Annotated in this window: 17 protein-coding genes, 4 tRNA genes and 5 pseudogenes; 16 read left to right on the top strand and 10 right to left on the bottom strand. The window is 51.6% G+C overall.

Annotated features, from left to right (window positions below; all coding sequences use genetic code 11):
* Positions 1-26: 26 nt before the first annotated feature.
* A pseudogene (locus CGZ65_RS15315) lies at positions 27-98 on the bottom strand (hypothetical protein); the annotation flags it as partial.
* Positions 99-650: 552 nt separating this feature from the next.
* Between CGZ65_RS15315 and CGZ65_RS12405 the strand changes: the two are divergent.
* On the top strand, positions 651-1,715 hold the full coding sequence (locus CGZ65_RS12405; protein WP_232507458.1) for an aromatic ring-hydroxylating oxygenase subunit alpha: 1,065 nt from the start codon (positions 651-653) through the stop codon (positions 1,713-1,715).
* The gene (locus CGZ65_RS12400; protein WP_096296031.1) at positions 1,712-2,659 is read left to right on the top strand and encodes a PDR/VanB family oxidoreductase; all 948 of its coding nucleotides are present in this window, start codon (positions 1,712-1,714) and stop codon (positions 2,657-2,659) included. The genes CGZ65_RS12405 and CGZ65_RS12400 overlap by 4 nt, the downstream gene beginning before the upstream one ends.
* Positions 2,660-2,747: 88 nt before the next feature.
* On the opposite strand, the gene carB is transcribed toward CGZ65_RS12400, so the two are convergent.
* From carB to carA, 6 genes and pseudogenes are all read right to left on the bottom strand, one after another.
* Positions 2,748-5,957, bottom strand: coding sequence for a carbamoyl-phosphate synthase large subunit (gene carB / locus CGZ65_RS12395; protein WP_096296030.1), 3,210 nt, complete (start codon positions 5,955-5,957; stop codon positions 2,748-2,750).
* A gap of 86 nt (positions 5,958-6,043) precedes the next feature.
* The gene (locus tag CGZ65_RS12390; protein ID WP_096296029.1) at positions 6,044-6,637 is read right to left on the bottom strand and encodes a hypothetical protein; all 594 of its coding nucleotides are present in this window, start codon (positions 6,635-6,637) and stop codon (positions 6,044-6,046) included.
* 382 nt (positions 6,638-7,019) lie between these two features.
* The gene (locus tag CGZ65_RS14475) at positions 7,020-7,226 is read right to left on the bottom strand and encodes a hypothetical protein (RefSeq protein ID WP_232507457.1); all 207 of its coding nucleotides are present in this window, start codon (positions 7,224-7,226) and stop codon (positions 7,020-7,022) included.
* 309 nt (positions 7,227-7,535) lie between these two features.
* Positions 7,536-8,335 (bottom strand): annotated as a pseudogene (locus tag CGZ65_RS12380) (PTS transporter subunit IIC).
* A complete protein-coding gene (locus CGZ65_RS14470; RefSeq protein ID WP_232507456.1) occupies positions 8,320-8,580 on the bottom strand; it encodes a hypothetical protein in 261 nt (86 codons plus the stop codon). The pseudogene CGZ65_RS12380 and the gene CGZ65_RS14470 overlap by 16 nt, the downstream one beginning before the upstream one ends.
* A gap of 136 nt (positions 8,581-8,716) precedes the next feature.
* Complete coding sequence (gene carA / locus CGZ65_RS12375; RefSeq protein ID WP_096296028.1) at positions 8,717-9,847, bottom strand: glutamine-hydrolyzing carbamoyl-phosphate synthase small subunit; 1,131 nt, start codon at positions 9,845-9,847, stop codon at positions 8,717-8,719.
* Positions 9,848-10,704: 857 nt separating this feature from the next.
* On the opposite strand from carA, the gene pilC reads away from it, so the two are divergent.
* Positions 10,705-13,878: a PilC family type IV pilus tip adhesin gene (pilC, locus tag CGZ65_RS12370; protein ID WP_096296027.1), complete on the top strand. Its 3,174-nt coding sequence runs from the start codon at positions 10,705-10,707 to the stop codon at positions 13,876-13,878.
* A gap of 110 nt (positions 13,879-13,988) precedes the next feature.
* Here pilC and folD read toward each other — a convergent pair whose 3' ends face one another.
* Positions 13,989-14,840 (bottom strand): bifunctional methylenetetrahydrofolate dehydrogenase/methenyltetrahydrofolate cyclohydrolase FolD, encoded by an 852-nt coding sequence (gene folD / locus CGZ65_RS12365; protein WP_096296026.1) that lies wholly within the window; start codon positions 14,838-14,840, stop codon positions 13,989-13,991.
* 259 nt (positions 14,841-15,099) lie between these two features.
* Here folD and CGZ65_RS12360 point away from each other — a divergent pair.
* The 13 genes and pseudogenes from CGZ65_RS12360 to CGZ65_RS12300 all read left to right on the top strand — a co-directional run bounded on the left by CGZ65_RS12360 (position 15,100) and on the right by CGZ65_RS12300 (position 24,034).
* A tRNA-Pro gene (locus tag CGZ65_RS12360) sits at positions 15,100-15,177 on the top strand.
* A gap of 28 nt (positions 15,178-15,205) precedes the next feature.
* Positions 15,206-15,282 (top strand) — tRNA-Arg (locus CGZ65_RS12355).
* Between the two features lie 11 nt (positions 15,283-15,293).
* Positions 15,294-15,369: transfer RNA gene (locus CGZ65_RS12350), tRNA-His, on the top strand.
* A 7-nt stretch (positions 15,370-15,376) separates the two neighbouring features.
* Positions 15,377-15,454: transfer RNA gene (locus tag CGZ65_RS12345), tRNA-Pro, on the top strand.
* A gap of 169 nt (positions 15,455-15,623) precedes the next feature.
* On the top strand, positions 15,624-16,130 hold the full coding sequence (locus tag CGZ65_RS12340) for an adenylyltransferase/cytidyltransferase family protein (RefSeq protein WP_096296198.1): 507 nt from the start codon (positions 15,624-15,626) through the stop codon (positions 16,128-16,130).
* Positions 16,127-17,878, top strand: a complete 1,752-nt coding sequence (locus tag CGZ65_RS12335; protein ID WP_096296025.1) for a bifunctional biotin--[acetyl-CoA-carboxylase] ligase/type III pantothenate kinase — start codon at positions 16,127-16,129, stop codon at positions 17,876-17,878. The genes CGZ65_RS12340 and CGZ65_RS12335 overlap by 4 nt, the downstream gene beginning before the upstream one ends.
* Positions 17,875-18,755, top strand: a pseudogene (locus CGZ65_RS12330) (cell division protein). The gene CGZ65_RS12335 and the pseudogene CGZ65_RS12330 overlap by 4 nt, the downstream one beginning before the upstream one ends.
* A gap of 706 nt (positions 18,756-19,461) precedes the next feature.
* Positions 19,462-20,906: pseudogene (tldD, locus tag CGZ65_RS12325) on the top strand (metalloprotease TldD).
* A gap of 137 nt (positions 20,907-21,043) precedes the next feature.
* Entirely contained in the window at positions 21,044-21,274 is a 231-nt protein-coding gene (locus CGZ65_RS12320; protein ID WP_096296024.1) for a hypothetical protein, read from the top strand.
* Between the two features lie 104 nt (positions 21,275-21,378).
* A complete protein-coding gene (locus CGZ65_RS12315) occupies positions 21,379-22,287 on the top strand; it encodes an AAA family ATPase (protein ID WP_096296023.1) in 909 nt (302 codons plus the stop codon).
* A complete protein-coding gene (locus CGZ65_RS12310) occupies positions 22,274-23,188 on the top strand; it encodes a DUF58 domain-containing protein (RefSeq protein WP_096296022.1) in 915 nt (304 codons plus the stop codon). The genes CGZ65_RS12315 and CGZ65_RS12310 overlap by 14 nt, the downstream gene beginning before the upstream one ends.
* Before the next feature lie 305 nt (positions 23,189-23,493).
* Positions 23,494-23,736 (top strand): helix-turn-helix domain-containing protein, encoded by a 243-nt coding sequence (locus CGZ65_RS12305; protein ID WP_232507454.1) that lies wholly within the window; start codon positions 23,494-23,496, stop codon positions 23,734-23,736.
* Positions 23,737-23,743: 7 nt separating this feature from the next.
* On the top strand, positions 23,744-24,034 hold the full coding sequence (locus CGZ65_RS12300) for a hypothetical protein (RefSeq protein WP_096296021.1): 291 nt from the start codon (positions 23,744-23,746) through the stop codon (positions 24,032-24,034).
* Positions 24,035-24,109: 75 nt separating this feature from the next.
* Here CGZ65_RS12300 and CGZ65_RS14815 read toward each other — a convergent pair.
* Together CGZ65_RS14815 and CGZ65_RS12295 are read right to left on the bottom strand one after the other, a co-directional pair.
* Positions 24,110-24,229: pseudogene (locus tag CGZ65_RS14815) on the bottom strand (IS5/IS1182 family transposase); the annotation flags it as partial.
* Between the two features lie 134 nt (positions 24,230-24,363).
* Positions 24,364-25,122: a class I SAM-dependent methyltransferase gene (locus tag CGZ65_RS12295; RefSeq protein WP_096296020.1), complete on the bottom strand. Its 759-nt coding sequence runs from the start codon at positions 25,120-25,122 to the stop codon at positions 24,364-24,366.
* Positions 25,123-25,135 lie beyond the last annotated feature (13 nt).

Below are 25,135 nucleotides of genomic sequence, written 5' to 3'. Positions count from 1 at the left end.
ATTATGCCGACTGATACCACCACCAGCGACAATAAAATCGCCGGCTTGCGGCCGAATTTGTCGGCTTGCGGCGCCAGCGTAAGCGAGCCGGCGGCCATGCCGAATAAGCCTGAGCTGAGCAGGCCGATTTCCGAGCCCGACAGCCCCATTCTTTGGCAACCGCCGAGGCGGTAAATGCCATCACCAAGACATCAAAACCGTCGATGATGTTGAGACAGATGCAGATGGTAACCACCGACCATTGAAAAGCATTCATGGGCTTTTGATCGATTTGCTGCTTGAGTGTTGCGGTATTCATGGTTTCTCTCCGCAAGAAAATATTGTTTTTTTGTGTCGGATTCAAAGGCTTGTCACCGGTGAGTCCGATGAAAAAACAATAGCTAAATTGGATACAAAAATCAATGACTTTTTCATGATATTGCTTTTAAAATAATATTGATAAAATTAAGTCAATGATTTTATTTAATTTAAAAATTAAAATTTTAAATTAAATGTTAAGCCTAAAATTTTTTGGATACAATTTTGTTGACAGCTCTTGCACTTGTCGATTAAATTTTTCTCAACGAGAAACAGCAGGCCGTCTGAATATTTCAGACAGCCTGCCATAAACCAATAAAAACCACAAAACTCAAGAGACAAAGGAGCAACTCATGACCACCGCCCCTACTTTTATCCGCAATGCCTGGTATGTTGCCGCACGCAGCGAAGAAGTCGGCGATAAGCCGCTGGGTCGTACCATCTGCAATGAAAAAATCGTTTTGTTCCGCGGCAAAGACGGTATTGCCGCTGTGGAAGACTTTTGCCCGCACCGTGGCGCTCCGTTGTCGTTAGGCTTTGTGCGCGACGGCAATTTGGTGTGCGGCTATCACGGCTTGGCGCTTGACTGCAAAGGCAAACCGCAAGCCATGCCTATGCAGCGAGTACAAGGTTTCCCGTGTATCCGCGCATATGCCGTGGTTGAAAAATACGGTTTTATCTGGTTTTGGGCGGGCGAAAAAGAGAGCGCCGACGAATCATTGCTGCCTTATTTGGAATGGGCGGAAAGCGACGAATGGGCGTATGGCGGCCTGTATCACATCAAAGCCGATTACCGGCTGATGATCGATAACTTGATGGATTTGACTCATGAAACCTATGTTCACGCCAGCAGTATTGGTCAGAAAGAAATCGATGAAACCCCGCTGAAAACTACCGTAAAAGGCGATGTGGTGACGCTTGAGCGCAATATGGAAAACATTTACGCGCCGCGCCTTTCTGGCAATCGTGTATGCGTTCCAAAGGTTTGGACGAAACGCAATTGGTCGACCGATGGCAGCGCTGCCATTTCCATCTGCCGAGCAACGTGCACATCGAAGTGGGCGTGGCCAAAGCAGGGCACGGCGGTTATCATGCGCCGGAAGAGCGTAAAGTATCCAGCATTGTGGTCGATTTCATCACGCCCGAAACCGATAACTCGCATTGGTATTTCTTGGGGTATGGCGCGCCATTTCGATGTGCAAGACGAAGAAACCACGCGCCAAATCCGTGAAGGCCAAGGCAAGATTTTCAGTGAAGATTTGGAAATGCTGGAGAAACAGCAGCAAAACCTGAGCGGACAGCCCGAGCGCCGCTTATTGATGCTGAACATCGATTCCGGCGGCGTGCAAGCGCGTAAAATCATCGACAAAAAAATCCAAGCTGAACAAGCGGGCCAAACCAGCGGAGCCGAATCATGAAAGTGTATGTGGCCGAAGTGCGCAGTTACGGCAGCAAAGTCAAGCTGATAACCTTGAAGCCCGAAGCAGGTGGCAGCCTGCCGGATTACACCGCCGGCGCACACATCGACCTGAATCTCGGCAACGGCCTTGTCCGCCAGTATTCGCTTTGCCAATACCCGATGACGGATAACCAATACCGCATCGCTGTGTTGCGCGACGAAACCTCACGCGGCGGCTCGCAGTACATCCACGAGCAGATTCAAGTTGGCGATACGATCGAGATTAGCAAACCGCGCAACCTGTTCCCCTTGGCTGAAAACCAACAGCGCGCCTTGCTGTTTGCCGGCGGCATCGGTATTACGCCGCTGATGGCCATGTTTGATGCCTTGTTGCAACAGAGCATAGACGTGAAGCTGTATTACTTCTGCCGCGACGAAGCCGACGCTATTTTTGCCGAACGCCTGCAACAGGCCGACGTGGCCGACAAAGTCGAGCTGGTGTTCCAAAGCCCGCGTACCTCGCCCGAGCTGTTGCAACGCATGGTCGAAGCGCCGGCAGAAGGCCTGCATCTTTACACCTGTGGCCCATTAGGTTTTATGGACGCTGTGTTTCAGACGGTCTCAGAAAAAGGCTGGCCGTCTGAAAACCTGCACCGCGAATTATTCCAAGCCGCTCCTTTGGACGAATCGGCAAACCGCCCGTTTCAAATTCAGATCGCCAGCGACGGTGCAGTCATTGATGTCCCCGCCGACAAAAGCATCACACAAGTCTTGGAAGAAGCAGGCTATTTCGTGCCCGTTTCTTGTGAAGAAGGTATTTGTGGCACCTGCCTGACCAAGCTGATCGAAGGAAAAGCCCTACACCGCGACCAGTTCCTCACTGAAGAAGAACGCGCCGAAGGCAAAATCTTCACACCGTGTTGTTCCCGCGCGCGTTCGGAGCGCTTGGTTTTGGATTTGTGAGCGTATTGTGTTGAAGTAGTGGTCGGATGATAAAAGGCCGTCTGAAAGATTAATCTTTCAGACGGCCTTTTATCATCCGACCACTACCTTATTTTTTCAGACGGCCATGTAATTCCTGTACGCTGTACACACCCAAGTGATCGCGGCTTTTAGCGCCTTCGCTCATGGCTTCGCCACCGGCGATGGTGGTGTATTGCGGCACGCGTTGGGTCAGGGAGGTGCGGCGGATGCTGTGGCTGTCGGCAACCGATTGCGGATCGCTGGCCACGGTGTTCACCACCAAGGCGATTTCGCCGTTTTTGATGGCGTCAACGATGTGCGGACGGCCTTCCAGCACTTTGTTCACCACGCCGACTTCAATGCCTTGTTCTTTCAAGTAGGCTGCGGTGCCGCGTGTGGCGATGATTTCGTAGCCCAAGGCTTGGAAGTTTTCTGCGGTTTTGGTCAGCAGCGGTTTGTCTTCGTCGCGCACGGCCAAGAAGACTTTGCCGCTGTCCGGTAAGCGTTCGCCTGCGCCCTGCTGCGCTTTGTAGTAGGCTTCGCCGAAGCTCGCGCCCACGCCCATCACTTCGCCAGTTGAGCGCATTTCAGGGCCTAAGATGGTGTCCACACCGGGGAATTTGATGAAGGGGAAGACGGCTTCTTTGACGGCGTAGAAGTCGGGAATCACTTCTTTTTCAACACCTTGCTCTTTCAGCGAAATACCTGCCATGGCGCGCGCGCCGACTTTGGCGAGCGGCACGGAAGTGGCTTTGGAAACGAACGGCACGGTACGCGAGGCGCGCGGGTTCACTTCCAAGACGAACACCACGCCGTCCTGCACGGCGAACTGTACGTTCATCAGACCGACTACGTTCAGCGCGTAGGCCATGGCTTTGGTTTGGCGGCGGATTTCGTCTTGAATGTCTTGGCTCAACGAATAAGGCGGCAATGAGCAGCCTGAGTCGCCCGAATGGATGCCGGCCTGTTCAACGTGCTGCATGATGCCGCCGATGACGACATTGATGCCGTCTGAAACGCAGTCCACGTCTACTTCAATCGCGTTGTTCAGGAAGAAGTCGAGCAGTACGGGGCTGTCTTCGGAAACCTGTACGGCTTCGCGCATATAGGTTTTCAATTGTTCTTGGGTATGCACCACCTGCATGGCGCGGCCGCCCAATACGTAAGACGGGCGTACCACCAGCGGATAGCCGATTTCTTCCGCTAAAACAAGGGCTTCTTCTTCGTTGCGTGCGGTGCGGTTCGGCGGTTGGCGCAGGCCGAGCTCGTTGAGCACTTTTTGGAAGCGTTCGCGGTCTTCGGCGGCATCAATGCTGTCGGCGGATGTGCCGATGATGTTTACGCCGTTTTCCACCAAGGCATTGGCCAGTTTCAGCGGGGTTTGGCCGCCGTAATGCACAATCACGCCCCACGGGTTTTCTTTGCGCACGATTTCCAACACGTCTTCCAAAGTCAGCGGCTCAAAATACAGGCGGTCGGAAGTGTCAAAATCGGTGGAAACTGTTTCGGGGTTACAGTTGACCATGATGGTTTCAAAACCCGATTCGCGCAGCGACAGAGCGGCGTGTACGCAGCAGTAGTCAAACTCAATACCTTGGCCGATGCGGTTCGGGCCGCCGCCGAGAATCATCACTTTTTTGCGGCCACTCGGGCGCGCTTCGCATTCTTCTTCGTAAGTCGAATACAGGTAAGCGGTGTCGGTGGCAAATTCGGCCGCGCAGGTGTCGACACGTTTGTACACCGGATGCAGGTTCAAGGCATAGCGGTGTTCGCGCACTTCTTTTTCGCTGATGTTTAATAATTGCGCCAAGCGTTTGTCGGAGAAGCCTTTGCGTTTCAGACGGCGTAGGGCGGCGTAGTCCAAATCAGCCAAACGGCCGTCTGAAACTTTTTGCTCTTCTTGCACCAAGTTTTCGATTTGAGCCAAGAACCAAGGGTCGATGGCGCAGATTTCGTGGATTTCGGCGATGGTGAAACCGGCGCGGAAGGCATCGGCCACAAACAGCATACGTTCAGAGCCGGGATTTGCCAATTCGCGGCGGATTTCCGATTTGTCGGCCGAGCGCGGATTAAAACCGCACAAACCCGTTTCCAGGCCGCGCAAGGCTTTTTGGAACGATTCTTGAATGGTGCGCCCCATCGCCATCACTTCGCCTACGGATTTCATCTGCGTGGTCAGGCGGTCGTCGGCGGCGGGGAATTTTTCAAAGGCAAAGCGCGGGATTTTGGTAATCACATAGTCGATTGACGGCTCAAACGATGCAGGCGTGCGGCCGCCGGTGATGTCGTTTTGCAATTCGTCCAAAGTAAAGCCTACGGCCAATTTCGCCGCTACTTTGGCAATCGGGAAGCCGGTGGCCTTAGAAGCCAATGCAGACGAACGCGATACGCGCGGGTTCATCTCAATCACAATCATTTCGCCGTTTTTAGGATTGATGGCGAATTGAACGTTGGAGCCGCCGGTGTCCACGCCGATTTCGCGCAACACCGCCAAAGAGGCATTACGCATGATTTGGTATTCTTTGTCGGTCAGCGTTTGCGCAGGGGCAACGGTGATGGAGTCGCCGGTGTGCACGCCCATCGGGTCGAAGTTTTCAATCGAACAGATGATGATGCAGTTGTCGTTTTTGTCGCGCACCACTTCCATTTCGTACTCTTTCCAGCCGAGTACCGATTGCTCAATCAGCAGTTCATGCGTGGGCGAAGCGTCAAAACCGCGTTCGCAAATCGCCAGAAATTCGTCTTTATTGTAGGCAATGCCGCCACCCGAACCGCCCATGGTGAAAGACGGGCGGATTAGGGTGGGGAAGCCGACTTGTTCTTGCGCCGCAAGGGCTTCGTTCATGGTGTGGCAGACAAACGATTTCGGGCAATGCAAACCGATTTTCGCCATTGCTTCTTTAAAGCGGCCGCGGTCTTCGGCTTTGTCGATGGCATCTTCGGTTGCACCAATCAATTCGACATTGTATTTCGCCAGCACACCGTTGCGCGCCAAATCCAGCGCACAGTTCAGCGCCGTTTGGCCGCCCATGGTCGGCAATACCGCGTCAGGGCGCTCTTTGGCGATGATTTTTTCCACCGTCTGCCAAGTAATCGGCTCAATGTAGGTCACATCGGCCATATCGGGGTCGGTCATGATGGTGGCCGGATTCGAGTTCACCAGAATGACTTTATAGCCTTCTTCGCGCAAGGCTTTACAGGCTTGAGCGCCCGAATAGTCAAATTCGCAGGCTTGGCCGATGACAATCGGGCCGGCGCCGATGATTAAGATGGATTTTAGGTCGGTACGTTTGGGCATAGTGGGTCTTTCTTTTCTTAAGTTGATTTTTTATGTGGGTAATGTTTTTCAGGCTGCCTGAAAACAGGTTAGGACTAAAACGCGATTTATATACATGAACCGGTGGCGCAACCATACATCATGATGAATGGGAAAAATCCGATAATCAGCATATTGCCAACCGGTGCGGGCTGTTTATCTTTAACGTTGATTTGTATGGGTAACGGGTGGGATAGGGTATATTTGTTATCCAAAGGGGAAGTGCCACTAAAATAGCGTAAATCCAATACGTATCCATCTTTTGCATAAAAGCGGACATATATTTTATCAGGGGCTTCTTCTTGTGCTTGGTAGTGTTGATGCAAATCTGCTAATTCTTTGGGATTGAGCAATGATTTATTCAGGAAAATCCAATATTGAATTTCAGCTTTTGGAAAACCATATGCAGTGTTGTCTGTATATGCTTGCAGGGAGCTGCCTGTAATTTTTGATTGGTATTTTTGAGTAAAGGCCGCAAACTTTTCTTGTTCTGATTTTAATGCTTTATTTTGAAACATGAATTTTTTCCCCTGCCGGGTTTCAAGACTTATTGATCCTGATGATATTTCCGCTTTTTGTATCCACTCGGTATGGGTTTTCGTATTGATAGCTGTACAAGCACAAAGTATCAATGAGGGAATAAACGTAAAAAGGTACTTCATTACAGCAGCCTCCTTTATTTCATGAGTTGAGCGCAGGTTGGGTCATGACCCAACAATTTCTTCAATTCAAGGTTTCGTTGGGTTAGGCAAGCCAACCTACGGTGTTGCTGAAGTTTCAAAGGCCGTCTGAAAAAACATTGGATTTCTGCGTAGGTTGGGTCATGATCCAACAATTTCTTAAAATTCAACGGTCTTGTTGGGTTTGACAACCCAATCTACCTTTACTCCCCAAGATTTCCTTCAATTTCCGCGCCGTTGCCCCCAATCTTTCGGCAAGATCCCGTTTGCCACATACCGGTGAAACGACGAATACGGACAATCTGCAACGCGTGTTACATATCCGTGTTTGACGGATTGAAATGAATATAATCAATATGTGTATTCAAATCGCGCTCATCACGGATTTCGTGTTTTCAATAATGCCGCTGCCAAATACCGCGTTCGTTTTTGCGGAGGCGCGACGGGAGGCGGTTTCGGTTTTCGGCATGGCTTGCGGAAATCTGGCTTTGATTAAACGCAGCCTTACCGGGCAGCCGCTGTCGTTTTCAGGCAGCCTGACAATAAATGCAGGTGTTCGGGTAAAACGCATACGGCAATGATTTCAAAAGGATGCCGTTTTTTTAACCGCATGAAATGCCTGTCTTAATTCGTCAATATGCCGCACAAGCGTACCTTGTTTCGTGTCTTGCAGGGCAAGGGTGAAGAAACAGCCGCCTCTGGTAAAGGCGCGGCGGTATCGCATGGCGGTTCCTGTGTTTCATTTGCTTGGGTGTTTTGAATTTGAGATTCAATGCGCCACAAATCATTACTTTAAATTCAGCCCAATCATTTTTGTTGGGTTTGGCAACCCAACCTACGGTGTTGTCCTTGATATTCAAAAGCAAGGCCGTCTGAAATTTCAAACATCCAGCTTCAAATCCCCATCCTTAATCCAGCCTTTTTTGCGCATAAACGCGGCGATGATGAGCGTTAAAACCGCAGGTAGTACAAAATGCAGCAGCACAATTCCCAGCCAAACGGTCGGGGCGTTGCCCATGGCGTTGATGGTGCCGGCTTGGCCGACTAAGCCGCTGGTGCCCATACCCGCGCCGCCGGGGATGTTGCTCATTTGAAAGCCGACGGTGGCGACAGGGCCTAAAATTGCGCCGCTGAGTGTGGGCGGAATCCAAATCAGCGGGTTTTTCACGATATTCGGCATTTGCAGCATACTGGTGCCCAAGCCTTGGCTGAGTAAGCCAGACCAGCGGTTTTCTTTAAAACCCATCACGGCGAAACCGACCATTTGCGCGCAGCAGCCGACGGTGGCTGCGCCTGCCGCCAGGCCGCTGAGTGACAGGGAGATGGCAATGGCGGCGCTGGAAATGGGCAGGGTCAGAATCATGCCCATCAACACCGCGACAACCATGCCCATCAGCACAGGCTGCAATTCGACTGCCCACATAATCAGCGCGCCGGTTTGGGCCATGGCGGTGGCGATAAGGGGCCGACAAATTGGGAGGCGGCTATGCCGCTGATTAAGGTAGCGGCGGGGGTAGCGATGATGTCAACCGGTGTGGTTTTGCTCACCAGTTTGCCGGTTTCGGTGCCGATGGCAACTGCGATAAAGCAGCCGGCAGGCCCGCCCAGTGCCGCACCGGCCAAGCCGATGATGGTGCCGGAGAATAAGACCAGCGGCGGGGCTTTCAGGGCATAGGCCACACCCACGCCGATGGCCGCCCCATACCGGCTTGCGCTTGGCCGCCGATTTCAACCAGCCAAGGCAGGTTTGTCCAGCCGCCGACGGTTTTTAAAATCAGGCCGATAATCAGCGAGCCGAACAGGCCGAGCGCCATGAAGTTCAGCGCGTCAATACCGTAGCGGCGCAAGCTGAATTCGATGTCTTTTTGTGCGAGCAGGGATTTGATGTTCGTTTCTCCTCTTGATGAACATGCCGTCTGAAGCAATAGGGGCTTTTCAGACGGCCTTTGAATATGCGTGAAGCCGCCATCAGAATGGTTTTAATATTTATTTTGAGGTGGGGTTGTTATTTTTCAGACGGCCTTTTTTTATCCCATTTAGAGGCCGTCTGAACACGCAGCTTTACGCTTTAGCCGTTTTCAAGCTGTCGATAAATTTATCAAACAGATAAGCCACATCATGCGGGCCCGGGCCGGCTTCAGGGTGGCCTTGGAAGCTGAATGCCGCTTGGTCGGTCAATTCAATGCCTTGCAGCGAGCCGTCAAACAATGAGCGGTGGGTCACTTTCACATTTTCAGGCAGCGTGTCTGCGTCCACTTCGAAACCGTGGTTTTGGCTGGTGATCATCACGCGGCCGTTTTCCAGGTTTTGCACCGGATGGTTGGCGCCGTGGTGGCCGAACGGCATTTTGCGGGTTTTGCCACCCACTGCCAAGCCCAATAATTGGTGACCCAAGCAAATACCGAATACCGGTTTTTTACTGGTCAAAATCTCTTGGGTTGCTTTGATGGCGTAGTCGCAAGGCTCAGGGTCGCCCGGGCCGTTGGATAAGAACACGCCGTCGGGATTCATGGCCAACACATCTGCCGCAGGGGTTTGCGCCGGAACGACCGTCAGGCGGCAGCCGCGTTCAGCCAGCATGCGCAGGATATTGGTTTTCACGCCGAAATCATAAACAACCACATGGTAAGGCTGTTTTTCTGGGGTGGCAAAACCTTGACCCAGCTTCCATTCACCTTCCGTCCATTCGTAGGTTTCGGCACAGGTCACTTCTTTAGCCAAATCCTTCCCCACCATGCTGCCGAACGCAGCAATCAATTCTTGCGCTTTTTCTTCGGTGGCGTCCGTGCCGGTCAAGATTGCACCGGCTTGCGCACCTTTATCACGCAAAATGCGGGTCAGGCGGCGGGTATCGATGTCGGCGATGGCAACGGTTTGGTTGCGTACCAAATACTCTTGCAGGCTTTCGGCGGCACGGAAATTGCTGTGTAAAAGCGGCAGGTCGCGGATAATCAGGCCGGCGGCGTAAACGGTGCGGCTTTCCGTATCTTCGCCGTTCGCGCCCGTGTTGCCGATGTGCGGATAGGTGAGGGTAACGATTTGTTTGCAGTAAGACGGGTCGGTCAGGATTTCCTGATAGCCGGTCATGGAAGTGTTGAACACGACTTCGCCCGAAGTCGAACCGTGATAACCGATTGATGTGCCGCGGAAAACGCTGCCGTCGGCGAGAACCAAAAGTGCCGGAGTCGTCATGATGGATTCCTGTCTTGCTGAGATTGAAATGTTTGATATGAGGCCGTCTGAAAAGTTACGTCTTTTCAGACGGCCTTCGTTTTAGGACGGTATTTGCCCGCGCTGCAAGTTTAAATATGTTTTTTCAGACTGCCTGGACGAATAACCGTATATTCGCCGCCGTCAAAATGCGGTTAAAAAAAAACACGCTGCGCAATGGGGAACATGCGTTACGTGCTTTTTCAGGCATTTCCGTTTATGCCGTAGAAGCAATGTATTCTAAGCGAAAACGCCGTTGCGTTCAAGCCTAAAAAAGGGCGGATGACGGAAAAAAGGATAAACGGCCGTTTCGTTTCCCGCACACAAATGCCATGAAAATAATGAAAAGAATCAACGGAGCAAATTCTAATGTTTGCCCAACCCGAAAAAGCGGCAGGGTGGGTATTCATACCCACCACAATCCCTTTAAAAACCATCGGCTGCCATAAATCCAAAAATTGTGCGTGCAGCGGGTGTCCAGTCCAGCCCGCGGCATTTTGAGTTTTCAGACGGCCTTTGAAATTTTGGCAACGCCGCAGGTTGGGTTGCCAAACCCAACAAAACCGTGAAATTTAAGAAATCGCTGGGTCACGCCCCAACCTACGTAAAAATTCCACGTTTTCAGACGGCCTTTCAAATAGAACGTACGGTCACGTTTTGCTTGGGGTAAAGTTAACCATATCTGCTAGTCTGAAAAAGGCATGATTGTTTCATTTTTGTCATAAGTCAAGCCAAATCAACAGGAACACTCATGGGATGTAATTTAAATATGCTAAAATCAACGCATTTTCTAACAAAAACGATATTGTTAAAACTATCGTTCATAAGGCCGACACATTATGAAAACAAACGATAAACCGATTTTGATCAAGCAGCGTATCATCAGCCGCTGCGTATTGTCTGCATTGGCGTTGCTGGGTGCTGCGGATGCGGCGGCAAATAAGCAGTTTGCCGATGTGCCTTTGTATCTGCAGAACGAGAGAAAAAGCAGCAGCGTGGCCGTTAAGCCGAACGTGATGTTGCTGATTGACGATTCGGGCAGTATGAGGGAGCGGGTTCCGGATGCGGGGCGCAGCCGTTTGCAAGTTACCAAAAGCGCACTTAATGCCGTATTGGACAAATATACCGATTCGGTCAACTGGGGATTTCAAACGCTGAACAACTCGTCCGATATGAGCGGATATACCGATAATCACGAAACGGTCAAACAGCATGTCGGCCGTTTGGTGGCTAAAGGCGGTACGCCGACCACGCGCCGCTATTACGAGGTATCCAAGCTGATGCGCGGGCAAACGCAGTACCGTTGTCAGAAAAACTATATTGTCCTGATGTCCGACGGTGATGCCAACTTGAGTTGCGACTGGAATTCGCGGGTAAACCGCGCTCCGGATTTCGAATCTGACCGTGCGCTTTATGTGCCACATACCCCTTTCGCTTATCCGAAAGATGAGGATGATGAGGGTTATTTCGGGCTGCCGCAGGAGGCAGGATATTGTGCGCGTGATCAGGGAGGGCCTTATGATACTTTTTGGGATCAGAATAATGGTTTGCGCTTTTTCAGCCATAAATTGCTTGCCAAGGATTTTAAAACCTTGGGGTTGGATAAAGCCGGTAAAAGCTGGAATGGCGATGCCGCCGACCCTAAAGACAGCAGCGGCAAAAGCCGGTATGAAAAGCAGTTGATTGAAACCTTTACCGTCGGCTTCGGCAGCGGAATCAGTGAGCGCGGCAAGACGTACTTGGAGCACGGTGCGGCGACTTCTTTGAACGGGGGGTATTTTAATGCGACTGATTCAGATGGTTTGGTCAGCGCCTTCAGTAAAATCTTTGCCAACATTGAAGCCGACAATGCACCGGTTGCCATAGAGGGTGCCGGCAGCACTGCGCCCGCACTTACCAATCCCGGCCAGTCGACATCGGCAGGCGTGGTGGAGGTTGACAGCGGTACTTGGAGCAGCCGTCTGAAATTTTACCAAATCAATCCCAACGGCTCGGTCAATACCGCAGTATTCGGAGAACCTTCGTTTGGTAACCGCCAAACCATTCTGAACGACGGACAAAAAAATTATTTTATCGGCAGTCTCACGGATAAAGACAAAACCAATACCGATTTCGGTATCGGCGGCGGTACGCCGGCCGATCAGTTGGAGTGGAAAAAAGTACTGTTGGAATGGACGGCGCGACGCGGCGACGACAATAGTTTGAAAAATACCGCCATTGCCAATAACTACAGCCAGCCTTACCGCGTGCGCGAAACAGTGCGCCGGAATTTGGGCGATATTCTCGACAGTTCGCTGCATACCGTCGGCGATCAAGTCAACGGCCGTAACGAATTTTTGGTAACGGCGGCCAACGACGGCATGGTTCATCTTTTCCGCAGTCAAAATAGCAGCACGAATCCGTATGATTTGAAAATCAGCTATATTCCGGCGGGTATGGATCGCGACGACGATGCAGGCAATGCTACAACAATGGGCAAATACCTGAAAGATGTGGCGCATGAGAAATACGGAAAGGAAATTCCGCACCGCTATATGGTCAACGGCGGTATCGTCGTGCGCCGCACTGCCAAATCTTCCGACAGTAGCAAAACCGGCCAACGTTCTTTCCTGTTCGGCGCGATGGGTCAGGGCGGCCGTGGTGCATATGCGCTGAACATTGGCGGCGTGGATCGTTCTGATAATTCGAAGGTAGGCTTGGACGGTACTTCTGTTTTGTACAGCGTTCCGCTGTTTGAAACTGCAAAAGGTGCAGGCAATACATTGGGTTATACCGTCGGCACGCCGCAAATCGGCCGTATCTCGGTTGCGCGTCCGGACGGTGCTGTCAGTCTGACTGAAAATGTACGCTACGCAGGCTTTTTGTCCAGCGGCTACCGCGTAAAAGGCGAGGTTGAAGGCAAAACTAATGAAACCGCGCTGTATGTTTACGATATGTTGGGTCAGGAGGCCGACAGCGGCAAAACAGGCGGTACGGCGGCAGGTTCGTTGATCCGCAAAATCGAAGTTTCAGACGGCATAGGCGGCTTGTCCGCTCCAACTTTGGTCGATACCGACTTTGACGGCGTGGTTGATGCGGCCTATGCGGGCGATTACGGCGGCAATATGTACCGCTTTGATTTGCGCGGGGAAAAACCGGCCGATTGGAAAGTTGCACGCATTTATGCCGGCGATGCCAAGCAGCCGGTTACTGCCGCACCTGCCGTATCCCGCCGTTCCCGCAATAAATATGTAGTGATTTTCGGTACGGGAAGCGATATTTACCAAGATGACCGCAATAATACCGACCAACAGGCTGTTTACGGTATTTTTGACGATTTGAATGCCGAAGCTGTTGCTGCAAATTCTGCTGACTTGTTGTTGCAGACTTTAAGTTCCGGCAAGGTCAGCATTCCCGATCCTGAGGATAAAGCGAAAACGATCGAAACCGATGCCTATACCTTAAGCAGCAATAAGATGCCGGAAGGTAAAAAAGGCTGGAAAATTGATTTGTCCGCAGGCGGCGAGCGCGTAGTGGTCAAGCCGACAATGATTTTGCGTACCGCTGTAATTACGGCGCGAAAATATAAAACCGAGACTACTAAAGTCTCGAATAACGGGGATCCGTGTATTCCTGAAACGACAGAAACAGCTACGGCCAGCTCGACCATGCTTTTGGGCGTCAATGCCGAAACGGGCGGGCAGCCGGACAAGCGCAGCGGTTATGTACGGTTTATTAAAGATAATCAGGCCGGCAAGGATTATTCTTACGCAGGCTTGCGCCAGCCGGGCATTATCAGCTTCACGTTTATGGATTCGACCAAGCGGAATGATTCGCCTGTAACGCGTGACGGTGACAGCGGCGGTTCCGGTACCGATCAGCCGTTGAAAGCCGCGGATACTGAAGTGCCGAACAATAAATGTTTCAGCCGGGAAGCAGTCCGTGTGTTGTTGACGAATAAAGGAAGTAGCTTTGATGTCGACGGCCGAATCTGCGGTATCCGCCGTCTGTCATGGCGTGAAATCTTCTTCTAAATTAAAGTAGCAATAACTGAAAGGCCGTCTGAAAGGTTTGCAAAAATTTTTCAGACGGCTTTTTAATGTGATGAAGCGCTTATTGAAAATTGAGAGTGGTGGTTCAACCTTTAATCATGCAATTGAGCGGCGTGTAAGGTGTTTTCCAAAAGAGTGGCAATCGTCATAGGGCCGACGCCGCCGGGTACAGGGGTAATCATGGCTGCACGTTCTTTTGCGACATCAAATTCCACATCGCCGCACAAGCTGCCGTCTTCCAGACGGTTGATACCCACGTCAATTACTACGGCACCCGGTTTTACCCATTCGCCTTTGACAAAGTTCGGAATGCCCACGCCCACCACCAAAATATCGGCTTGTGCCACTTCGTCGGCCAGGTTTTCCGTTGCGCTGTGGCAGACGGTAACGGTTGCGCGTGCCAGCAGCAATTCCAAAGCCTGCGGTCTGCCGACGATGTTGGATGCACCGACAATCACGGCTTTTTTTCCTTTTGGATTAATGCGATAGGATTCAAGAAGCGTCATCACGCCTTTAGGAGTACACGGGCGCATCAGCGGCATTTTTACGGCTAAACGGCCGACGTTGTAAGGGTGGAAGCCGTCTACGTCTTTATGCGGCAAAATGCGCTCCAATACAGCTTGGCTGTCGATGTGTTTCGGCAAAGGCAGTTGCACCAAAATGCCGTCCACTTCAGGATTAGCGTTTAATTCGTCCACCAGTTTCAGTAATTGGTCTTGCGCGGCTTCGGCAGGTAATTCGTAAGATAAAGAAGCAATGCCTGATTTTTGACAGGCAGTTTTTTTGTTGCGCACATAAACCGCGCTGGCGGGGTCGTCGCCGACCAAAACTACGGCCAGACAAGGTGTACGCAAGCCGGCTGCTGTGCGTTGTCCGACTGCTTGGGCGACTGCCGCCAAGCGCTGTTGGGAAACTTCTTTACCGTTAATTAATTGAGCAGTCATGTTTACTCTCTCGTTGCCAGGGAAGGGATAAAATGGAAAATCGGGTAATTATCTCATTTTTAAGCCCCTTTTTGCATTATTTATCTTCAATTTTATGGTGATTATTTTTCAGACGGCCTGAATATTTACAGGAGGTAAAATAATGGTGACAGGAATTAAATTTTAAATAAAAATAATCAGATAAATGAAATTTTAAAAAAATGTTAACCGTAAAGGTTGACGTTATTTTCGAAAATCAGTATAGTCTGACACTTCCAGTCGGGGCGTAGCGCAGCCTGGTTAGCGCATCTGCTTTGGGAGCAGAGGGTCGTGAGTTCGAATCCCACCGCCCCGACCACACCAGTTTTCAGCACGTAACGGCATGAGCGCCCGTAGCTCAACCGGATAGAGCACCGACCTTCTAAGTCGGGGGTTACAGGTTCGATTCCTGTCGGGCGTGCCAAAAAGTTTACGGTGGCTATAGCTCAGTTGGTAGAGCCCCGGATTGTGATTCCGGTTGTCGTGGGTTCGAGCCCCATTAGCCACCCCATCTATATCGGGGCGTAGCGCAGCCTGGTTAGCGCATCTGCTTTGGGAGCAGAGGGTCGTGAGTTCGAATCCCACCGCCCCGACCAAAAATAAAAAAACCTGCCTTTAAAAGGCAGGTTTTTTTATTTGTCACATTAAATTCACAAAAGCACACGTAAAAGGCCGTCTGAAAGCTTTTCAGACGGCCTTTTGCTTTGCCTTTTCACGGCGCTTCGGTATTATAGCCTTAATCTGAATGAAACGATGGAATGCATTATGTCCGAATGGCCTTTACCTGATTTTGAGCAAAAAATCTGCCCGCCTGAGGCGCTTGTCGAACGCTTGGCTGCTTTGCCGCGCCCGCTGGTGTTTACCAACGGCTGTTTTGATATTTTGCACCGCGGCCATGTTACCTATTTAGCGCAGGCACGCGCAACCGGTGCGGCCATGATTTTGGCCTTAAACACTGATGGTTCCGTGCGCCGTCAAGGCAAGGGTGACGACCGCCCGATTAATCCTTTAGAAAATCGTGCGGCGGTAGCGGCAGCGTTGGCCAGCGTAGACGTGGTGACGTGGTTTGATGACGATATGCCGGCTGCTTTGATTGAGTTGGTTAAGCCGGATATTTTGGTTAAAGGCGGGGATTGGACGGTAGACAAAATCGTCGGTTCGCAAGAAACGTTGGCGCGTGGCGGCAAGGTGTATTCGATTCCGTTTTTGCACCAAACGTCCACCACGCAAACACTGGCGAAAATCCGTGCCGCAGAGGTAGCCGGTAAATGAGCAGCATGAAGCCTCAGCATTGGCAGGTATTGGCGGCGCTTTCAGACGGCTTGCGGCAGCATGTGTCGCAATTGAGCCGTTTGGCCGGTGTGAAGCCGCAACAACTCAACGGATTTTGGCAGCAAATGCCGCCGCATATTCGCGGTTTGTTGCGCCAACACGACGGGCAATGGCGACTGGTACGGCGTTTGGCGGTGTTTGAAGCCGAAGCTTTGCAACGTTTGGCACAGGTTTATGGTTTTCAGACGGCCTTAAAGCACGAATGCGTTTCCAGCAATGATGAAATATTGGCTTTGGCGCGCGAATCGGCACAAAAAGCACACAAAGCTTTGTGTGTGGCGCATTTTCAAAGTAAAGGACGCGGGCGTCAGGGGCGCAGTTGGCAGCATCGTTTGGGTGAATGCTTGATGTTCAGTTTCGGCTGGGCATTTGAGAAGCCGCAGCACGAATTAAGTGCGTTGGCCTTGGTTGCGGCGTTGGCCTGTCACCGTGCTTTGGCAAAATTAGGATTGAACACGGAAATCAAATGGCCGAATGATTTGGTGGTCGGGCGAGATAAGCTCGGCGGCATTCTCATCGAAACCGTGCGAAACGGCGGGCAAACGGTTGCAGTGGTCGGTATCGGTGTGAACTTTGTGTTGCCCAAAGAAGTAGAAAACGCCGCTTCGGTACAGGCTTTGTTTCAGACAGCCTCACAGCGCGGTGCGACGGTTAACCAATTGATGAGCGCCTTGCTGGCTGAATTAAACAGGGCGTTCGAAGCCTTTGCGCAAAGCGGTTTCAATACAATGTTGGGCGAATATCAGGCCGCTAACCGCGACCACAACCGTTCTGTCATATTGTTGCGGGACGGCGTGGCGGTGTATGAAGGTACGGTATCGGGTGTAAACGAGCAGGGCGCGTTGCGTTTGGCTACCGACACAGGTGAAAAAACCATCGTCAGTGGCGAAATCAGTTTGCGGCCGAATGATAATCCGCTGCCGCAAACCATTGTGCGCAACGAACGCTATCTGCTGCTTGACGGTGGCAACAGCCAACTGAAATGGGCATGGGTGGAAAACGGCGCGTTCAGCGAAGTGAGCCGCGCGCCTTACCGCGATTTGAGCCGCTTGGGTGAAGAATGGCGCGAGCGTTCAGACGGCCTGGTGAAAGTGGTGGGATGCGCAGTGTGTGGCGAAACCAAAAAAGCCTTGGTCGCGGAGCAATTGTCCCGGTCGATCGAATGGCTGCCGTCAATGGTGCAGGCCTTGGGTGTGCGCAATCATTACCGCAATCCGGCTGAACATGGTTCCGACCGTTGGTTCAATGCCTTGGGCAGCCGCCGTTTCAGTCAAAACGCCTGCGTGGTGGTAAGCTGCGGCACAGCAGTCACCACCGATGCGCTGACTGACGACAATCACTATCTCGGCGGCACGATTATGCCCGGCTTTCATCTCATGAAAGAAGCGATGGCGCTGAAAACCGCCAATCTCAACCGCCCTATCGGTAAGGTCTATCCTTTCCCGACGACCACATCCAATGCTTTGGCCAGCGGCATGATGGATGCGGTGTGCGGTGCACTGATAATGATGCACGGCCGTCTGAAACAAAAAGCCGGCTCGGAAAAAAAAGTTGACGTCATCATCACCGGTGGCGGTGCGGCCAAAGTAGTGCAGGCCTTACCGGAAGCTTTTGTTTTGGACAATACAGTCAAAATTGTAGATAATCTCGTCATTTACGGCTTACTCAACTGGATAGAACAAAAATGAAATGGTTATTCGCTGTGTTGGTCGCGCTTAATATCATCGTATTCGGGGAATGGTGGCGCACCGCATGACAGAAAAACAGCCTGAGGCAGCCAAGGCGCCGCTGGAAGGCGGAACACACGAATTGGCACGTCCGGCTTCTTTGGAGCCGCAACCTGTTGCGCCGTCTGAAAACAGCGCGCCGGAGTGGGTTAGCGTGCCGGAAAACAATGCCGATATTCCGGAGCCTGAATCGGAAGAAGCCATTGCCGCACGCAAACAAAAAGAGCGGGAAGAAAAGCTGGCTAAAGAGAAAAAGGCACGTGAAGAAAAAGCCAAGCGTGAAAAAGAAGCGCAGCAAAAAGGTGCAGATTCTCAACTGGCAATGCAGGCCAATGTCGAACAGGGTGATAACTCATCGCGTCAATGCGTTGCTACCGCCAGCGTTTCCATGGATGAAGACGATTATCATCGCATCAAAGGCCTGTTGACCCGTTGGCCGCATGCCGCCAGCCGCAGCGTGGAAAAACGTTCGGCCAAAAAAGGCGAAAATGCGGTGAATAAAACCTTCCGCGTGTTGCTGCCGTCCGACGGCGATGCCGTGACGCAGCTGGAAAACTTAAACAGCAAAGGCTTTACCGGTGTGGTGTACAACGGTGAAATCAGCGTCGGTGTGGCCCGCAGCCGTTCTTCTGCACAAATCCTGATTTCACGCTTGGCCGGTGCCGGTTTCGGTGGCGCGCGTATTTGGGAACAGGAAGAAAAAGGTAGCACACCTAACGGCACTTTGAGCGTCTCGCGCATGACCGTAACCTTTATGGCGGTTAACGAACGTGATGCACAAGATATCCGCAATGTGGTAGGGCGCTACGGTAATCTTAATGTGAGAGCCTGTCGTTAGTTAAATAATGCAAGGCCGTCTGAAAAATGTGTGAGGTTTTCAGACGGCTTGGGACTTTTGCAAAACTCCCTGAAAAGCCACGGCACCAAGAATCGACGTCATTCCCGCGCAGGCGGGAATCCATGTTTGAACATGGCAAACTATTGAATAAAATAAGTTTCTGAAATTTTAAGATGGATCCCGATTCCGCCTTTGCGGAAATGACGGCTGTTTAGTTTTTTATTGATGGTTCATGAGGTTTTGCGAAGGCTCCGGCCTTTTTATTTCATGTACTTATCAAACAGCAAACCCGTTGTCCAGACAACGGGTTTGCTGTTTTCGGTTTTGAGTATCTGATAAAGGGAACAGTCAATATGTCGTATACGCACACTCCGTAAAGACATCGGCAAGGGAGATTGGCCGACGAACAAAGTTTAAGGAAAAATTAATAAGGGTTCATTCTGTCGTTTAATGGCTCGGTGCAGGACGCTGCCGAGTGAGTTTTATTATACTATAATAATAACTATTATCAATAACAAAGTGTGTTTGCTAGGAAATTTTTTATTAAATAATTGAATTATATAGAAATAAAATTTTGTGTCTCAGATATTCAAACATAAAAACAGACATAGCAGCAAACAATCAACATGCCCAAGCCTGTGCAAATACCGTATAATTCCACACCACTCTTTTGATTAAACTTTTCTGAAAAGGCCGTCTGAAAACCATGCAGCAAACCTATTTTCAAGTACAACGTGATTTGCTTGAAGCCAATCAACTTTCACCAGAATTGTTGGCCAAAAGCCTGAGCCTAATCGGCGCGCATCATGTCGATTATGCCGATATTTACTGTCAGCGCACGGCCTATGAAAGCTGGCATTTGGAAGAAGGCATGGTGAAATCGGGCAGTTTTCAGATTGACCAAGGCGTTGGCGTGCGTGCCGTATCGGGCGATAAAACAGCCTTTGCCTATGCCGACAGTCTCAACATCGATTCGATTAACCGATCAGCCCAAGCCGTGCGCGTAATTGGGGCGGCGGGGAGCGGGCAAAGCATTAAAGTGCCTGGCGCGGTGTACGGCAAACCCGTCCATGCCGTGATTGACCCGATTGCCAGTTTGGATTCGGCAGCCAAAGTAGCTTTGTTGAACAAAGTCGAAGCCTTAGCCAAGGCTGCCGATCCGCGTATTGTGCAAGTGATGGCGGGTTTGACCTGCGAACACGACATGATTTATCTCGCGCGTTTAGACGGCAAACACGCCGCCGACATCCGCCCCATGGTGCGTCTGAATGTGAGCGTGATTGCTAAGCAGGGCGACCGTCGCGAGCAGGGCGGTTCGGGGGCGGCGGCCGTTACGATTTGGCTTGTTTTGATGAACAATTGGTGCAAAAGTTTGTTGATTCCGCCGTGAAACAAGCTCTGACCAATCTCGAATCGCGTCCTGCACCTGCCGGTGAAATGACCGTGGTTTTGGGCAACGGTTGGCCGGGCGTGTTGTTGCACGAAGCCGTCGGTCATGGCTTGGAAGGCGATTTTAACCGCAAAGAAACCAGCGTGTTTACCGGCCGCATCGGTGACCAAGTAGCAGCCAAAGGCGTAACCGTAGTTGACCAAGGCGACATTGCCGAGCGCCGAGGCTCGTTGAATATCGACGACGAAGGCAACGAAACCCGCCGCACCGTGTTGATCGAAGACGGTATTTTGGTCGGCTACATGCAAGACGAAACCAACGCGCGCCTGATGGGTGTACCGGCCACCGGCAACGGACGCCGTGAAAGTTACGCCTCCGCCCCTATGCCGCGCATGACCAACACCTTTATGGAAAACGGCGCCTACGACCCGCAAGAAATCATCGCATCGGTGGATAAAGGCATTTACGCTGTCAATTTCGGCGGCGGGCAAGTTGACATCACCAGCGGCAAATTCGTGTTTTCCGCATCCGAAGCGTGGTGGGTTGAAAACGGCAAGCTGCAATATCCGGTCAAAGGTGCGACCATCATCGGCAGCGGTTCGGAAGTGCTGAAACACGTTTCCATGGCCGGCAACGATACCGCGCTCGACAGCGGCGTGGGCGTGTGCGGCAAAGACGGCCAAAGCGTACCCGTCGGCGTAGGACAACCGACCTTGCGTATTGATGCGGGGCTGACCGTTGGGGAAGTGAAATTTAAGTGATAGGCCGTCTGAAATTAAACTTTTCAGACGGCCTTTATATTTACCAAAAAATACATTTTCAGACGGCTGGTAACGGTTTTTCTGTTACGATGAAGACACGTTGTAAAAAGTATTTTCATTCGAATAAGGAGAAAACCATGAGTACGGATACCCCAACCAATCAAGCCAGCACTTTCGATGTGTCTTCGGCTGCCGAAATGGAAGCCCTGGAGCGTGAATTGGTGATTGAAGATTCAGTAGACAGCGTGGTACGTTATGCCGAAGAACCGTTGTCTGACGAAGAAATCGAAGCGCGTAAATTGGATGAAGAAGAGATTGTGCCGGATTCCGGTCCGATCGGCGGCTTGGAAATCAAAGCCGACGAATAACCATCAAATGAAAACACCGGCCGTCTGAAACTGTTTCAGACGGCCTTTTCTTTGGGCTTCGTGTTAAAATGCCGTCTGAATGATTAGCCATTGAAGAAATAATAATGAATCAACAGATCCAACACGCATTAGGGCAGCTTAATCGGCTGATTTTGGGGAAAGAATTGGTTTTGCAGCAATTGATGGCCGCAGTTTTGGCAGGTGGGCATGTGCTGCTGGAAGATGTACCGGGCGTGGGCAAAACCACTTTGTCGCAAGGCGCGGCGACAGTATTGGGTTTGCGTTACCAACGCGTGCAGTTTACCAACGACATGCTGCCCTCGGATTTGCTGGGCGTGAATATTTTTCGTCCGAATGAAGACAGATTCGAGTTTCATCCGGGCCCGGTGTTTCATGAGTTTTTGCTGGCCGACGAAATCAACCGTGCATCACCGAAGCTGCAATCGGCTTTGTTGGAAGCGATGGAAGAGCGGCAGGTGTCGGTGGACGGCAAAACCTATACGCTGCCCAAGCCCTTTATTGTGATGGCCACGCAAAACCCGACTGAGCAGCTCGGCACGTTTCCATTGCCCGAATCGCAGCTCGACCGCTTTATGATGCGTTTGAGTATGGGCTACCCGGCCGCGGAAGCGGAAAAGCAGCTTTATTTTCAAGGCAGCAGTCGTAATTTGATGACGCAGTTGCAAGCAGTGTGCGACGCGCAGACTTTACAGCAATGGCAGCAGGCGGCGGCGAAGGTGCAGTTTTCGCCAGCAGCAGCGGATTATGTGTTCCGCTTGGTGCAGGCCACGCGCCAGTCCGGCCGTTTTGTGATGGGACTCAGCCCGCGCGCCGGTTTGGCGGTGGTGAATGCGGCCAAAGCGTGGGCATTTATGCAGGGCAGAAACCATGTGTTGCCTGACGACATTAAGGCGGTATGGGTGGCCGTGGCGAATCACCGCGTCAAACCGGTGCAGCAGGGTTTGACTTCTTCCCGAATCTTAAGCGATTTACTTAATCATGTGGCCGTCTGAACAGCACCCGCCGGTGCTGCCCGATGAAGCAGCGGCTTGGCGCAACCTGCGCATCCGTCCGACACGATTGGGGCTGGGCTTGGCGGTAATGGTGGCCTTGCTGTGGCTGGTGGGATTGAATTATCAGGCCAACTTGGCTTATGTGGCCGCGTTTTGGCTGTTTGGTTTTATTGTTATCGGCACGATGCAAAATGTGCAACAATTGCTCGGGTTGCGGTTGGTGTGGCTGATGCCGTCTGAAATCTTTGTCGGTGCCCCGACCGTGCTGACCTTACAGGTTGAAGGTAAAGTGCGCCGTCGTTGGCTGTGGGTGCAGGCAGATAATCAGGAGCGCCGGCAGGAATGGCGGGTTTCAGACGGCCAACCGAATGTGGAATTGCCACTGGAGGCGCATCTGCGTGGCTATGTGTTTCTGCCTGAGTGGCATATTACCAGCGCCGCGCCTTTCGGGATTTGCACGGTAGAAGCGGTGTGGCAGGGGCTGAGCGACAAAGTGGCTTTTCCCGCACCGGTGGCGCATGACGTGCCGTCTGCGTTTCATGCCGACGAAGTCCGCGAAGCCCGTGCCGTGTTTGCCCAAAGCAGCGACGATTTGTCGCATTTGCAGGTGCACGCCGACGGCACATCTTTGCAGCACGTCGCCTGGAAAGCCTATGCCAAAACCGGCCAACTGCTCGACAAACGTTTTGAAGCGCAAGACCAAAGCAGCAGCAGCCACATCATTTCCTACCGGGATTACCCGCAAGGGGCGAGCGTGGACGCATTGGCCGGCTGGTTGTGTTTCCGCGTATTGCAAGCCGAACGAAACGGCGCACGCTATGAATTGGAATTGCCCGATCAAAATATTGTGCCGCAAAAAGGGCAGCGAGAGATGAGTTTGACTGCGTTGGCGCTGTGGTAAATCACAAACTAAAAGGTCTCAGGTGTAGAAAACCCTAGCGTTGTTTACACTTTTGCTTTTTTGCTTGAAGATCCATTTTGGGATTTTTGAGTGTTGTCAAGAATGCCGAAAGGCACGGCAACGCCGCATGGTTCTTGATAATGCTCAACAATCCTAAAACAATCATTTAGGCAGAAAATAAAAGCTGTTTTGCATAAAAAGTGTAAACAACCCGACAATTTCCTACATCTCAGGCCGTCTGAAGTCAGTGAACTGCACCCCAAAAGTCGGACACCCCCGCCAACTTTAAAAGGTGCAGTTTTCTTATGTCCAAATATAACCTACACTTCAAATACCGAGCCGTACTCCATTACCACCAAGTGCACAGCCGACAGCGCACCGCAGAGCACTTCAACGTCTCACGCACCCACCTGCGCCGTTGGACAGCCGCCTGTCGGCAAGGCGGTATCGCCGCACGCCAACACCCACAGGCTGCCGCTATGAAGGCCAAACGCAAAAACCCGTTTATCGCCGACAAACCCGGCCACGAAAAACCCGGGCGGAACTGATTGAAGAGTGACGTTACATGAGGGCGGGGAACGACTGCCTAAAGCACATGAAAGCCCTCAACGAAAAGAACGCCGCCAAAGCTGCGAAACCGTTCAAACGTTGGGGGCGGAACACCCGCTGAAATATCTGCCGCACAGTGCCGGCATTCCCAAAAGCAGCTATATCGGCAAAGCCGGTCCCGATGCAGCGGCCAAAACCGCCGTGGGTGAAGTCTGTCACCGACGCAAAGGCCGCAAAATGGTGGCGCACATGTTGGATCAAGCATTTTGCCGGGATCTTTGCAAAACCCTGCCATAATCAAAAAGACTTACTTAGGTTGCTAAGTAAGTTTTTTCCAATATTAAATATTCTGTAGTTCTCTATCATTGCCTACTTTTCTAGATGATCGGCAATAGGGTGTCGGTCGATAATGAAGTGGATTTTAAGCAACGGGAACCGGTCAATATGTTTGGCAATCATGGTTTCGGCAGTTTGTTTGAAAAAGCTGCTCATGAAGAAAATCCTCTAAATTCGGCTTATAGGATTTAGAGGATTTTAGGGAGTTTGGGCAGTATGACGTTATTTGGTAACTATGGTTCTTCGTGTGAGTTTTAAGAAGGGTTTTGCATAGGTCTCGGGCCTTGTTTTTATTGCGATTCTTGGCTTGGATTATCCGGTAAATAGACATCAAAACGTGTGCTTTTGCCCGAATATTGATAGGCCGGTTTTTCGCTGTTGAGAAATCCGCCCAAGCGTGGGCGTTTGACCACGATGCGTTTTTTGGCCACGGCGCGGGCGGTATTGAGCAGGGCGGCTTCGTCTTGTGTGGTGCCGACTAAACCGTGGAAATAGGCCATTTCTTTTTTGACGGCAGCAGATTTTTGCCGTTCGGGATACATCGGGTCGAGATAAACCACATCAGGACGGCCGATTTCTTGCGCCAACTGTGGCATCAGCGTGGACATATCTACGAAATGCAGTGTGATGCGTTGTGCGATTTCAGCGGTGTTATGGTGTTGTAAGGCGCGGTTGAGCCCGTCGTGCAACAGGCAGGCAACGGCGGGATGCTGTTCGAAGGTGCGGATGGTTAAGCCCAAAGAAGCCAGCACAAAGCTGTCGCGCCCCAAGCCGCCGGTACCGTCCCAGACGGCGGGTTTGCTGGTGTGGTTCACTGCTTTGGCGATGAGTTCGCCTCCGCCTTTGGTGCGGCGGTATTGAGCGGCGCCGCCAACAAAATCGACTTGTACGCGGCCTTTTTCTCCGGCGCGGCACAGGCTGATGCCGTCTGAATCGGCGTAGAGATATTCGATGTTGTCGGGCAGTTGGCGGACGATGGTCAGGCCGAAGGTGTGTGCCAGCTCGCAGGCGGAAGCTTGGGCGGATTCGGCAAGGTAAATGCAAGTCATGTGTATCAGACGG

Source organism: Neisseria weixii, from assembly GCF_002327085.1.
Classification (GTDB): domain Bacteria; phylum Pseudomonadota; class Gammaproteobacteria; order Burkholderiales; family Neisseriaceae; genus Neisseria; species Neisseria weixii.
Note: the sequence above shows the minus strand (reverse complement) of the source record. Positions and strands in the feature narration are given on the sequence as shown.